We start from the raw sequence: 13387 nt of genomic DNA on the forward strand, positions 1-13387 counted from the left end.
GGAAATAAAGGACCATACAGTACCTTTATAATGCATTTTTCCCAAAAAATCAATTGATAAAACAATAAGCTACTTAATTAAGCTTTATGTGTATTGTACAGACAGTTGTCGCACAAAACAAGTTTAATTATTCGGCTTTATTGCCACTGTTTTTCTTAACAATTTCTTCAGCAATTGATTTTGGAACTTCAGCATAGTGATCAAAGTACATTGTATAAGTACCACGACCTTGAGTGTTAGAACGTAATGAAGTTGCATAACCGAACATTTCTGAAAGTGGTACAAAAGCATTTACAACTTGTGCATTACCACGAGGTTCCATACCATCAACACGTCCACGACGAGATGTTACGTCACCCATGATGTCACCCATGTACTCTTCAGGCATTTCAATTGTAACTTTCATCATTGGTTCTAAGATAACTGGATCACATTTTTTAGCAGCTTCTTTAAGCGCTAATGATGCGGCAATTTTGAAGGCCATTTCAGATGAATCGACATCATGGTATGAACCATCAAATAATTTAGCTTTAACATCAATTAAAGGATAACCAGCTAGTACACCGTTTTCCATTGAATCTTTAAGACCTGCTTCAACTGATGGAATGTATTCACGAGGAACTACACCACCAACGATAGCGTTTTCGAATTCGAAACCGCCACCTGTTTCATTAGGTGTGAATTCAATTTTAACGTCACCATATTGACCACGACCACCTGATTGACGAGCAAATTTACCTTGAACTTGAGCTGAAGCTTTAAATGTTTCACGGTATGAAACCATTGGCGCACCAACGTTACATTCAACGTTAAATTCTTTCTTCATACGGTCTACTAAGATATCTAAGTGAAGTTCACCCATACCACCGATAATAACTTGTCCAGTTTCATCGTCTGTGTGTGCATGGAATGTTGGATCTTCTTCTTGTAACTTAACTAAAGCTGTAGTCATTTTGTCTTGGTCTGCTTTAGATTTAGGTTCAACTGATAAGTGAATAACTGGTTCTGGGAAATCCATAGATTCCAAGATAATGTCATTCTTCTCACCACATAAAGTATCACCAGTACCAGTATCTTTAAGACCTACCGCAGCTGCGATATCTCCTGAATATACTGTGTTTAACTCTTGACGAGAGTTAGCGTGCATTTGTAGTAAACGACCTACACGTTCACGTTTGTTCTTCGTAGAGTTTTTAACGTATGAACCTGATGTTAACGTACCTGAGTAAACACGGAAGAATGTTAATTTACCAACATAAGGGTCAGTCATTACTTTGAATGCTAAAGCAGCGAACTCAGCATTGTCATCAGCTTTTGCGATAACTTCTTCTTCTGGGTTGTCAGCACGGTGACCAACGATTGGTTTTACGTCTAACGGTGATGGTAAGTAATCAATTACTGCGTTAAGCATTAATTGAACACCTTTGTTTTTGAAAGCTGTACCAACAAGAACTGGATAGAATTCAATGTTGTTTGTAGCTTCACGGATAGCATCTTTTAATTCAGAGACAGAAATCTCTTCATCAGCAAGATATTTTTCCATTAATTCATCATTAGTTTCAGCTACTGCTTCAATTAATGTTGAACGAGCTTCTTCAGCTCTTTCTTTATGATCTTCAGGAATTTCAATTTCTTCAATTTCAGTTCCTAAGTCATTGTTGTATTTGAAACATTTCATTTCAACTAAGTCGATGATTGCTTCAAATTCGTCTTCCGCACCAATTGGTAATTGGATTGGTTGTGCGTTTGCTTGTAAACGGTCATGGATAGTGCTTACTGCGTATTCGAAGTTAGCTCCTAATTTGTCCATTTTGTTTACGAAAACAATACGAGGTACGCTATAAGTTGTTGCCTGGCGCCAAACTGTTTCAGTTTGAGGTTCAACACCTGATTGAGCGTCTAGTACTGTTACTGCACCATCAAGTACACGTAATGAACGTTCAACTTCTACAGTGAAGTCTACGTGTCCAGGTGTATCGATGATGTTTACACGGTGGTCATCCCACTGTGCTGTTGTTGCGGCAGATGTGATAGTGATACCACGATCTTGCTCCTGTTCCATCCAGTCCATTTGTGAAGCACCTTCGTGTGTTTCACCAATTTTATGGATACGTCCAGTATAGTAAAGAATACGTTCAGTCGTAGTTGTTTTACCAGCATCGATGTGAGCCATGATACCGATATTACGTGTTCTATCTAAACTAAAATCTCTAGCCATGTATTTTTCTCCTTCCAGTATAACTGCGAATAAATACTATAAATATGGCGATGCCCTAAACACGTACCTGCGATAGTAATCTATCAATATGGAACATGTTCAGGGAAACAGCTACTATCCTACCAACGGTAGTGAGCGAATGCTTTGTTAGCTTCAGCCATTTTGTGTGTGTCTTCACGTTTCTTAACTGCGCCACCAGTGTTGTTAGCAGCATCTAAGATTTCGTTAGCTAAACGTTCTTCCATAGTTTTTTCACCACGAAGACGTGAATAGTTAACTAACCAACGAAGACCTAATGTAGTACGACGTTCTGGACGAACTTCTACTGGTACTTGATAGTTAGAGCCACCAACACGGCGAGCTTTAACCTCTAATACTGGCATAATGTTATCGATAGCTTCTTCAAATACTTCAACTGCTTCACGACCACTACGTTCTTTAACTAAGTCGAATGCAGAATAAAGAATTCTTTGTGCTGTTCCACGTTTACCGTCTAACATAATTTTGTTAATCAATTTTGTAACTAATTTAGAGTTGTGAATTGGATCTGGTAATACGTCTCTTTTTGGTACTGATCCTTTACGAGGCATAATATAAATCCTCCCTTCCGATTATAATATAATTCTTTAGTTTATAGCGAAAATTTACGCAATCTTAAACTTATTTTTTAGGTTTTTTAGTTCCGTATAATGAACGGCCTTGTCTACGTCCATCAACACCTGAAGTATCAAGTGCACCACGTACAATATGGTAACGCACACCAGGTAAGTCTTTTACACGTCCACCACGTACAAGTACAACACTGTGTTCTTGTAAGTTATGTCCGATACCAGGAATGTACGCATTGATTTCAATGTTGTTAGACAAACGAACACGAGCATATTTACGTAACGCGGAGTTAGGTTTTTTAGGTGTCATTGTTCCTACACGAGTACAAACACCACGTTTTTGTGGAGAATTTAAGTCAGTAAATTTTTTCTTTTTACTGTTAAAGTTTCTATTTAATGCTGGTGAATCAGATTTTTTAGATTTACTTTGTCTAGGTTTACGTACCAATTGGTTAATAGTTGGCATTGAATGTTCCTCCTCTCTTCTTTTATAATCCCACACATCCAGGTGGTTCATTTTAAGGGTAAATAAAATTTAGTAAGAATGATTCTTACTAATCTCATTTTACTAATGCAACAATAGTTGCACTAACATTTATACCTACATATTCTCCTAAAGCTTTTTTGCTTTTGAAAAATGAGACAGGCATGTGTTTGTGATTGATTTGGCTTAACACGCGAGTCATAAGATGAATCTCAACGTCTTCAGCAATAATCAATGATGTAACTTGATCTTTATTCAAAGCTTTGAGCGTTTGTTTAAGACCAATGACATGATGTTGTTTGTTAAAGCGTGCAACTTTTTCATTAGACATCAAAATATCCTCCAAAGTTCTGCTTGCATCAACCTTAATAATAATAACACTTTCAATACTACTGAGTCAACTTTTATTCGAACTTTTCAATAAAAATTTTTTGAACTTCAGAAGTCGGATAGAGACCACAATTTTAAATATGGTTTCATTGCTCTACTTCTATGGTCAATAATATTAAAGAGCCCGAGATATCAATTAACACCTCGGACTCTTAGCTTATTAAATACTAAATATTATATTTCAGTAGTTTGAACTTCTTCAACAATTTCAGTATCTGGTGTTGCTTTGTTGTATTCAACGTCTCTATAACGTCTCATACCAGTACCAGCTGGAATCAATTTACCGATAATAACGTTCTCTTTAAGTCCGAGTAAGTTATCACGTTTACCTTTGATTGCTGCATCTGTAAGTACACGAGTTGTTTCTTGGAATGAAGCCGCTGATAAGAAGCTTTCAGTTTCAAGAGAAGCTTTCGTAATACCTAGTAAGACAGGTTTAGCTGTTGCAGGACGTTTACGTTCTTTAAACGCTTCACGGTTAGCATCAGTAAAGCTATGAATATCTACTAATGAACCAGGTAATAACTTAGTATCTCCTGCTTCAATGATACGTACTTTACGTAGCATTTGTCTTACCATAACTTCAACGTGTTTATCGTCGATTTCTACACCTTGCATACGGTAAACTTTTTGAACTTCTTTTAATAGATAGCTTTCTGTAGCATTTAAACCTGATACAGATAAATAATTCTTAGGTTCGATTGAACCTTCAGTAAGTACTTCTCCACGTTCAACACCTTGTCCAACTTCTACTTTCAATCTTGAAGTACCAGAAGCTAGATAAGATTTCGTTTCGTTAGCACCTTTTATTACGATTTCTTGTTGACGGTCTTTAGCAAGTTTGATGTCATCAACGACACCTTCGATTTCAGTAATCACGGCTTGACCTTTAGGATTACGTGCTTCGAAAATTTCTTGGATACGAGGAAGACCTTGTGTGATATCGCTACCTGCTACACCACCTGTATGGAATGTACGCATTGTAAGCTGTGTACCTGGTTCACCAATTGATTGGGCAGCAATTGTACCAACTGCTTCACCAACTTCAACTTTTTCACCAGTCGCAAGGTTTTTACCGTAACATTTTTCACATACACCATGACGTGTATTACATGTAAATGCTGAACGGATATACATTTCCTCTATACCTGCATCTGTGATTTTCTTAGCGATTTCTGGCGTAACTAATTGATCTGGGTTAACAATGACCTCATCTGTTTCTGGATGACGGATTGTTTCTTTAGAATAACGACCTTCAATACGTTCGATGAATGGTTCAATCATTTCTGTACCTTCTTTGATATCAGAAACAAGTAAGCCACGGTCAGTACCACAATCTTCTTCACGGACGATAACATCTTGAGCCACATCAACAAGACGACGTGTAAGGTAACCTGAATCGGCAGTCTTAAGCGCTGTATCGGCAAGACCTTTACGTGCACCATGAGTAGAGATGAAGTATTCTAATACCGTTAAACCTTCACGGAATGATGAAGTGATTGGTAATTCAATAATCTCACCAGATGGCGCGGCCATAAGTCCACGCATACCAGCCAACTGTGTAAAGTTAGATGCGTTACCACGGGCACCAGAGTCACTCATCATGAAGATTGGGTTTGTTTCTTCGAGTGATCCCATTAGTTCGTTTTGAATTTGGTCTTTTGCATCAGTCCAAATTTCAATTACAGCATTGTAACGTTCAAAATCAGTGATTAAACCACGATTGAATTGTTTCGTTACTTTATCAACTAATTTTTCATGTTCATCAAGGATATCTTGTTTATCTGGTAATACCACGATATCAGATACACCAACAGTAATACCTGCTTTAGATGAGAACTTGAATCCTAAGTCTTTCATTCTATCTAACATCATTGACGTATCAGTGATGCTGAAACGGTTAAATACTTCAGCAATAACATTTCCTAAGAAATTCTTATTGAATGGTTTGATTAATTCTTGCTCATCAAAGTAAGCTTTTAATCCACCTTCACCAATTTCAGTTGGCGCAATGAAGTATCTTTCCGGCGTTTTATTTTCTAAATTCGTTTGTGTTGGTTCATTAATATATGCAAATGAATCTGGAATGATTTCATTGAATATTACTTTACCAACAGAAGTTAGCAAGATTTTTTTGTTTTGCTCTTCAGTAAATGTTGGATTGTTAAATGATGATGCATGTACACCAATACGTGTATGCAAGTGAACATAACCATTTGCATAAGCTTTGAGTACTTCATTTGTATCATTGTAAATCGTACCAGTATTCACAGCATCTTTACGCTCAAGAGTTAGGTAATAGTTACCTAATACCATATCTTGTGATGGCGTAACAACTGGTTTACCATCTTTAGGGTTCAAGATGTTTTGCGCAGCTAACATTAACATACGCGCTTCAGCTTGTGCTTCTTTAGATAATGGTACGTGAACAGCCATTTGGTCACCATCAAAGTCAGCGTTGTAAGCTGTTGTAGCAAGTGGATGTAAACGAATCGCACGACCTTCAACTAATGTAGGTTCGAATGCTTGGATACCCAGTCTGTGAAGTGTAGGTGCACGGTTTAAAAGAACTGGATGTTCTTTAATTACGTCTTCTAATACGTCCCATACTTCGTCATCCATACGCTCAATTTTACTTTTCGCATTTTTAATGTTTGTTGCAATTTCACGTTGTACTAATTCTTTCATTATGAATGGTTTGAACAACTCAAGTGCCATTTCTTTAGGCAGACCACATTGATACATCTTCAAGCTTGGTCCAACTGCAATAACTGAACGACCTGAGTAGTCAACACGTTTACCTAATAAGTTTTGACGGAAACGACCTTGTTTACCTTTTAACATATGTGAAAGTGATTTTAATGGGCGGTTACCTGGTCCAGTAACTGGACGGCCACGACGACCATTATCAATAAGTGCATCAACAGCTTCTTGTAACATACGTTTTTCGTTTTGAACGATGATGCCAGGAGCACCTAAGTCTAACAAACGTTTTAAACGGTTATTACGGTTGATAACACGACGATACAAATCATTTAAATCACTTGTTGCGAAACGGCCACCATCTAATTGAACCATTGGTCTGATTTCAGGTGGAATAATAGGAAGTACGTCTAAAATCATCCAAGCTGGATTATTACCAGAATGTCTAAATGATTCAACAACTTCTAAACGTTTAATCGCACGTGTAAGTCTTTGACCAGTAGCTGATTCTAACTCATCACGTAAATGTTTAAGTTCAGCATCTAAGTCTATTTCTTCAAGTAATTCTTTAATACCTTCAGCACCCATTTTAGCAGTGAATTTGCCTGGGAATTTATCGTAGTACTCTCTAAATTCTGCTTCAGATAACAATGTCTTTTTCTCTAAACCAGTTGGACCTGGATTTACAACAACGTATGAAGCAAAGTAAATAACTTCTTCTAACGCTCTTGGTGACATGTCTAATAATAGACCCATACGACTTGGAATACCTTTGAAGTACCAAATGTGAGATACAGGTGCAGCTAATTCAATATGCCCCATTCTTTCACGGCGCACTTTAGATTTAGTCACTTCTACGCCACATCTGTCACAAACCATACCCTTATAGCGTACGCGTTTGTATTTACCACAACTACATTCCCAGTCTTTCGTAGGTCCAAATATTCTTTCACAGAATAGACCATCTTTTTCTGGTTTTAAAGTACGATAGTTAATTGTTTCTGGCTTTTTAACCTCACCAAAAGACCATGAACGGATTTTTTCGGGTGAAGCAAGTCCTATTTTCATATAATGGAAATTATTTACATCAATCAAGGAGCCTACCTCCTTCAATTTAGATTAGCTGTGCAAATTGATTGATTGCTCTATATCAATAATAGAATAACCAATGTAGAGACTTAGTCCATTATTGAACTTTATCTCTACAAGGCTTATTCGTTTATAAACTTAAATGCAATTAGTCTGTAACTTCTTTTTGTGATTGCGGTGCATCTTTTTGTTGAAGATCCACTTTACGCTCAACGACATCATCATCTTCATTGTCTTGCATGTCAATTTCATTGTCATGCTCGTCCATGATTTTAACGTCTAGACCTAAACTTTGTAATTCTTTCATCAATACTCGGAATGATTCTGGAACACCAGGTTTAGTGATGTTTTCACCTTTAACAATAGATTCGTATGTCTTAACACGACCTACTGTGTCATCTGATTTATAAGTTAAAATTTCTTGAAGTGTATATGCAGCACCGTATGCTTCAAGTGCCCATACTTCCATCTCACCGAAACGTTGTCCACCGAATTGTGCTTTACCACCAAGCGGTTGTTGCGTTACTAATGAGTATGGTCCAGTTGAACGCGCATGTAATTTATCGTCAACCATGTGTGCTAGTTTCAACATGTACATTACGCCGACTGAAATTCTGTTATCGAATGGTTCACCAGTACGACCATCGTATAATACGGTTTTACCGTCACGAGCCATACCAGCTTCTTCAATTGTTGACCATACGTCTTCATCACTCGCACCATCAAATACTGGTGATGCAACATGGATACCTAAGTTTTTAGCAGCCATACCTAAGTGTAGCTCTAATACTTGTCCGATATTCATACGTGATGGTACACCTAGAGGGTTTAACATGATATCAATCGGTGTACCGTCTGGTAGATACGGCATGTCTTCTTCAGGAACAAGTTTTGAAATTACACCCTTGTTACCATGACGACCACACATCTTATCTCCTACGTGGATTTTACGTTTTTGAACGATATAAACACGAACTAATTGGTTAACACCTGGAGATAACGTATCATCTCCTTCTTCACGGTTAAAGACTTTAACATCTAGAACAATACCACCTGCACCATGAGGTACGCGTAATGATGTATCGCGAACTTCACGTGCTTTTTCACCAAAGATTGCGTGTAATAAACGTTCTTCTGCAGTTAATTCTGTTACACCTTTAGGCGTTACTTTACCTACTAAGATATCTCCATCATTAACCTCAGCGCCGACGTATACAATACCGCGGTCATCTAAGTTTTTAAGCGCACTATCTGAAACGTTTGGAATATCACGTGTGATTTCTTCAGGCCCTAGTTTAGTATCACGTGCTTCTGATTCATACTCTTCAATATGAATAGAAGTATATACGTCATCTTTAACTAGGCGTTCACTCATGATTACGGCATCCTCATAGTTGTAACCGTCCCAAGTCATGAAACCAACAACTACGTTTCTACCTAATGCCATTTCACCAAGTTCCATAGAAGGACCATCAGCTAAAATTTCGCCTCTTGTCACTACGTCACCAGGAGAAACGATAGGTCTTTGGTTATAACATGTACCAGTGTTTGAACGTTTGAACTTAGCTAATGGATAGCGATCTAATTCGCCTTCGTATTCTTGACCATCTTCCTCAATAAGTTGACGAACAAGAACTTCATTAGATTCAACGTGCTCAACACGGCCTTTACGTTTTGCAACAATTGCCGCACCTGAGTCACGTGCTGCCACGTGCTCCATACCTGTACCAACAAATGGTGATTCAGGGTTCATCAATGGCACTGCTTGACGTTGCATGTTTGCACCCATCAATGCACGGTTAGAGTCATCATTTTCTAAGAAAGGAATACACGCTGTTGCAGCAGAAACGACTTGTTTTGGTGAAACGTCCATGTAATCCATTTTTTCTTTAGCCATAACTGTGTTATTACCACGGAAACGACAAACAACTTCATCATCTAAGAAACGACCATTTTCATCTAATTTAGAGTTGGCTTGTGCTACCACATAACTATCCTCTTCATCAGCTGTTAAGTAATCGATTTGCTCAGTAATGCTGTTTGTTTCAAGGTCTACTTTACGATAAGGTGTTTCAATGAAACCAAATTCATTCACACGTGCATAACTAGACAATGAGTTGATAAGTCCAATGTTTGGACCTTCAGGCGTTTCGATTGGACACATACGGCCATAGTGAGAATAGTGAACGTCACGTACTTCCATTTGAGCACGTTCACGTGTTAAACCACCAGGTCCTAGAGCAGATAAACGACGTTTGTGCGTTAACTCTGCTAATGGGTTAGCTTGGTCCATGAATTGTGATAATTGTGAACTACCAAAGAATTCTTTAATAGATGCAATAACAGGACGTATATTGATTAATTGTTGTGGCGTTACAGAATCTGTGTCTTGAATAGACATTCTTTCACGTACCACACGCTCCATTCTTGATAAACCAATACGGAATTGATTTTGTAACAATTCACCTACTGAACGTAGACGACGGTTACCAAGGTGGTCAATATCATCTGTGAAACCAATACCACTTAATAAGTTAAAGAAGTATGACATTGATGAAATAATGTCTGCTGGCGTAATACATTTCACTTCTGAATCAGGGAATGCATTACCAATCACTGTTGTTGTACGTCCTTCTTCATCATTAGGGACATAAACTTTAATCGATTGAATCTCAACAGGTTCATCAATTACTGTACCTTCTAATTCAAAGACTTCACTGTTAGCATTTGATTCTAATACGTCCATGATTTCATCTAAATTACGACGATCAAGTACAGTACCTTCTTCAGCTACAATTTCACCTGTTTCAGAATTAACAATTGGTTCAGCTAATTTTTGATTAAATAAGCGATGTTTTAAATGAAGTTTTTTGTTTGCTTTATAACGACCTACACTTGCTAAGTCATAACGTTTCGGATCGAAGAAACGTGAGTATAAAAGACTCTTAGCATTTTCAACTGTAGGTGGTTCACCAGGGCGCAAACGCTCATAGATTTCTAATAGCGCTTGATCTGTGTTTTCTGTACCATCTTTTTCTAAAGTATTACGTAAATATTCATTATCACCTAAAAGATCAACAATTTCTTGATCAGTTGAGAAACCTAAAGCACGTAATAATACTGTTAATGGTAACTTTCTAGTTCTATCAATACGTACATATACAACATCTTTAGCATCAGTTTCATATTCTAACCATGCACCACGGTTTGGAATAATTGTTGCGTCAAAGTTTGTACGGCCGTTTTTATCTAGTTTTTCATTGAAGTATACGGATGGTGAACGAACTAATTGTGATACGATAACACGTTCAGCACCGTTAATTACGAATGTGCCTGTATCTGTCATTAATGGGAAATCGCCCATAAACACTTCTTGTTCTTTTACTTCGCCAGTTTCTTTGATAATTAAACGCACTTTAACACGTAGAGGTGCAGAATACGTTGTATCACGGTTTTTTGATTCTTCTAAATCATATTTCGGTTCTCCGAGTCTATAATCTACAAACTCTAAAGATAGATTGCCTGTGAAATCTTCAATCGGTGAAATGTCTCTAAACATTTCTAATAAACCTTCTTCTAAGAACCAATCGTAAGACTTAGTTTGAATCTCAATTAAATTCGGTAATTCTAATACCTCTGAAATTCTCGCATAGTTTCTACGTTTACGATGTCTTCCATATTGGACAAATTGACCTGCCAAACAGATTCACCCCTCAAAAATTGCGTGTTTACTTTTAGTAAATCACCAAATATAATTAGACAAAAAGAAAACGGTAGCATACTTATGACACCATTTTCTATTTCAACTTATATACATTGTTAATTTATACGTAAAAGTACACACTTATTGAACATAATTTTTTACATTCTATTACTATATCAGAATACAGCTACTTAATCAACCTTTTACACTTCTTAAAATGTAATAGCCTTTGCTTTTTTCTAATACTTCAACGTTATCGAATGTGTCTTGCATTTTTTTCTTTGCGGATGGCATACCTTGCTTTTTTTGAATTACTACAAAAAGTTCACCATCAAGTTTCAATTTAACATAAGCGTCTTCCAAAATGCGATGTACAACTTCCTTTCCTGCTCTAATCGGCGGATTAGTAAGGACAAAGTCATACGTGTTGTCTTCCACTTGTGATAAACCATCACTTTCTTTAACTTCAACATTCTCTATACGGTTTCTTTTTTTATTTTTTCTTGATAAATTTAGTGCGCGTTGATTTACATCAACCATTGTCACTTCGTGGTGTGGGGAAACTTTCGCAATCATCAAACCGATAGGGCCATAGCCACATCCAACATCTATGATATTTTTTGTAGGACCAGGGGGATATGTTTTCAAAAAAGTTTTTACCAGTAAATCAGAGCCAAAATCTATTTTCCCTTTTGAAAATACACCAGCATCTGTTACAAGTTCTAAATCATGGTTATCGTAGGAGTACGTAAAAAGCGCTTCTTTACTTTCTACTTCAGGATTTTCATCATAATAATGACTCATGACTACACCTCTTTTAATCTAATTCGTCTTAGATTAATAATATACCCAAATATTTTAAATTTCGACTTCAAAGCCTTTATTTAAATATTGAAAATAGGCAATAGATAAAATAAGATAAAACCCCGTTATAGTAATAACGGGGTTTTCATTTCTCAAAGATTTCAGATAGCTCATGATACGCTTAATGTTAACGTACCAAAGTAGTTAATGTATTAAGCTACAAGAACTATCTTCCATATATAATTATCAACTGTTAGCCAACAGAAATTATTTTAATTCTACTGTAGCGCCAGCTTCTTCTAATGTTTCTTTAAGTTTTTCAGCTTCTTCTTTAGGTAAAGCTTCTTTAACTACTTTAGGAGCTCCGTCAACTAATTCTTTAGCATCTTTTAATCCTAAGCCAGTAGCTTCTTTAACAGCTTTAACGACTTTGATTTTTGATGATCCAGCTGAAGTTAATTCAACATCGAAATCAGTTTTTTCAGCTTCAGCGTCTCCGCCACCAGCTGCGCCTGCTGCTGCTACTGGAGCTGCTGCAGTTACACCAAATTCTTCTTCAATTGCTTTTACTAAGTCGTTTAATTCTAAAACTGACATTTCTTTAATCGCTTCAATGATTTGTTCTTGATTAGCCATTTTTAATATTCCTCCATTAATTTTAATTAGTTTATGCGCAATTATTCAGCGCTTTCTTCTTTAGATTCTTTCTCTTCTCCAACAGCTTTAACCGCATAAGCGAAGTTGCGTACTGGAGCTTGTAATACTGATAATAGCATAGAAACAAGACCGTCGTGTGATGGTAATGTACCAACAGTGTTAACTTCTTCTGCAGAAATAACGTTGCCTTCCATAACACCTGTTTTAATTTCTAATGCTTGATGTTCTTTTGCAAATCCTGCGATAACTTTTGCTGGAGCAACAACATCTTCTGTTGAAGTAGCAACTGCAGTAGGACCTACTAAGAATTCATCTAAACCGTCGATACCAGCTTTTTCTGCTGCACGGCGAACCATAGTGTTTTTGTAAACTTTGTACTCAACACCAGCTTCACGTAATTGTGAACGTAATTCAGTTACTTCAGCAACGCTTAGACCACGATAGTCAACGATAACTGTAGATACTGAGTTTTTAAGTTGTTCAGCAATAATATCAACTTCTTGTTTTTTTGCATCGATGATAGCAGACATTTAGACACCTCCATAGATTTTAGTTTGGTGCTTTTAATTTTGAAGTAATCATTAACGAATCGTATTCGCTTTGCATTACTCAATAAAAAAAGCACTTTCTACCCGTGGCAAAAAGTGCTTGAAAGATCTAAATTCTTCACGTTCAAGTCAATTTTAGCCTCGGTAGGATTAAAATTTTAAGTTATTACTAACTCCTACTGT

General features: G+C 36.9%; 9 protein-coding genes and 1 other annotated feature (1 of these 10 only partly in view). All 9 genes read right to left on the minus strand.

Annotated features, from left to right (window positions below):
* Positions 1-127 precede the first annotated feature (127 nt).
* Positions 128-2218: an elongation factor G gene (gene fusA, locus ACM591_RS12800; RefSeq protein ID WP_029377926.1), complete on the minus strand. Its 2091-nt coding sequence runs from the start codon at positions 2216-2218 to the stop codon at positions 128-130.
* A 119-nt stretch (positions 2219-2337) separates the two neighbouring features.
* The gene (rpsG, locus tag ACM591_RS12805; RefSeq protein ID WP_002484155.1) at positions 2338-2808 is read right to left on the minus strand and encodes a 30S ribosomal protein S7; all 471 of its coding nucleotides are present in this window, start codon (positions 2806-2808) and stop codon (positions 2338-2340) included.
* Positions 2809-2878: 70 nt separating this feature from the next.
* Positions 2879-3292: a 30S ribosomal protein S12 gene (gene rpsL, locus ACM591_RS12810; protein WP_002484156.1), complete on the minus strand. Its 414-nt coding sequence runs from the start codon at positions 3290-3292 to the stop codon at positions 2879-2881.
* A 94-nt stretch (positions 3293-3386) separates the two neighbouring features.
* A complete protein-coding gene (locus tag ACM591_RS12815) occupies positions 3387-3641 on the minus strand; it encodes a ribosomal L7Ae/L30e/S12e/Gadd45 family protein (RefSeq protein ID WP_038677964.1) in 255 nt (84 codons plus the stop codon).
* Positions 3642-3874: 233 nt separating this feature from the next.
* Positions 3875-7471, minus strand: a complete 3597-nt coding sequence (gene rpoC / locus ACM591_RS12820; protein WP_162471898.1) for a DNA-directed RNA polymerase subunit beta' — start codon at positions 7469-7471, stop codon at positions 3875-3877.
* A gap of 169 nt (positions 7472-7640) precedes the next feature.
* Positions 7641-11192 carry a DNA-directed RNA polymerase subunit beta gene (gene rpoB, locus ACM591_RS12825; RefSeq protein ID WP_029377929.1) on the minus strand — a complete coding sequence of 1184 codons (3552 nt, stop codon included), beginning with the start codon at positions 11190-11192 and terminating at the stop codon, positions 7641-7643.
* 198 nt (positions 11193-11390) lie between these two features.
* Positions 11391-11999: a class I SAM-dependent methyltransferase gene (locus ACM591_RS12830; RefSeq protein WP_058625506.1), complete on the minus strand. Its 609-nt coding sequence runs from the start codon at positions 11997-11999 to the stop codon at positions 11391-11393.
* 267 nt (positions 12000-12266) lie between these two features.
* Positions 12267-12635 (minus strand): 50S ribosomal protein L7/L12, encoded by a 369-nt coding sequence (gene rplL / locus ACM591_RS12835; protein ID WP_029377931.1) that lies wholly within the window; start codon positions 12633-12635, stop codon positions 12267-12269.
* Between the two features lie 41 nt (positions 12636-12676).
* The gene (gene rplJ, locus ACM591_RS12840) at positions 12677-13186 is read right to left on the minus strand and encodes a 50S ribosomal protein L10 (protein WP_017723038.1); all 510 of its coding nucleotides are present in this window, start codon (positions 13184-13186) and stop codon (positions 12677-12679) included.
* Positions 13187-13262: 76 nt separating this feature from the next.
* Positions 13263-13387 (minus strand) — a sequence feature (ribosomal protein L10 leader region) (it continues 24 nt past the right edge of the window).

Source organism: Staphylococcus sp. Ze2 (assembly GCF_048568365.1).
GTDB lineage: Bacteria > Bacillota > Bacilli > Staphylococcales > Staphylococcaceae > Staphylococcus > Staphylococcus xylosus.

Bases quoted from the DNA above. Each gene is read 5' to 3' on its own strand.
- fusA (WP_029377926.1), bottom strand. From the start codon at position 2,218: ATGGCTAGAGATTTTAGTTTAGATAGAACACGTAATATCGGTATCATG.
- rpsG (WP_002484155.1), bottom strand. From the start codon at position 2,808: ATGCCTCGTAAAGGATCAGTACCAAAAAGAGACGTATTACCAGATCCA.
- rpsL (WP_002484156.1), bottom strand. From the start codon at position 3,292: ATGCCAACTATTAACCAATTGGTACGTAAACCTAGACAAAGTAAATCT.
- ACM591_RS12815 (WP_038677964.1), bottom strand. From the start codon at position 3,641: ATGTCTAATGAAAAAGTTGCACGCTTTAACAAACAACATCATGTCATT.
- rpoC (WP_162471898.1), bottom strand. From the start codon at position 7,471: ATGAAAATAGGACTTGCTTCACCCGAAAAAATCCGTTCATGGTCTTTT.
- ACM591_RS12830 (WP_058625506.1), bottom strand. From the start codon at position 11,999: ATGAGTCATTATTATGATGAAAATCCTGAAGTAGAAAGTAAAGAAGCG.
- rplL (WP_029377931.1), bottom strand. From the start codon at position 12,635: ATGGCTAATCAAGAACAAATCATTGAAGCGATTAAAGAAATGTCAGTT.
- rplJ (WP_017723038.1), bottom strand. From the start codon at position 13,186: ATGTCTGCTATCATCGATGCAAAAAAACAAGAAGTTGATATTATTGCT.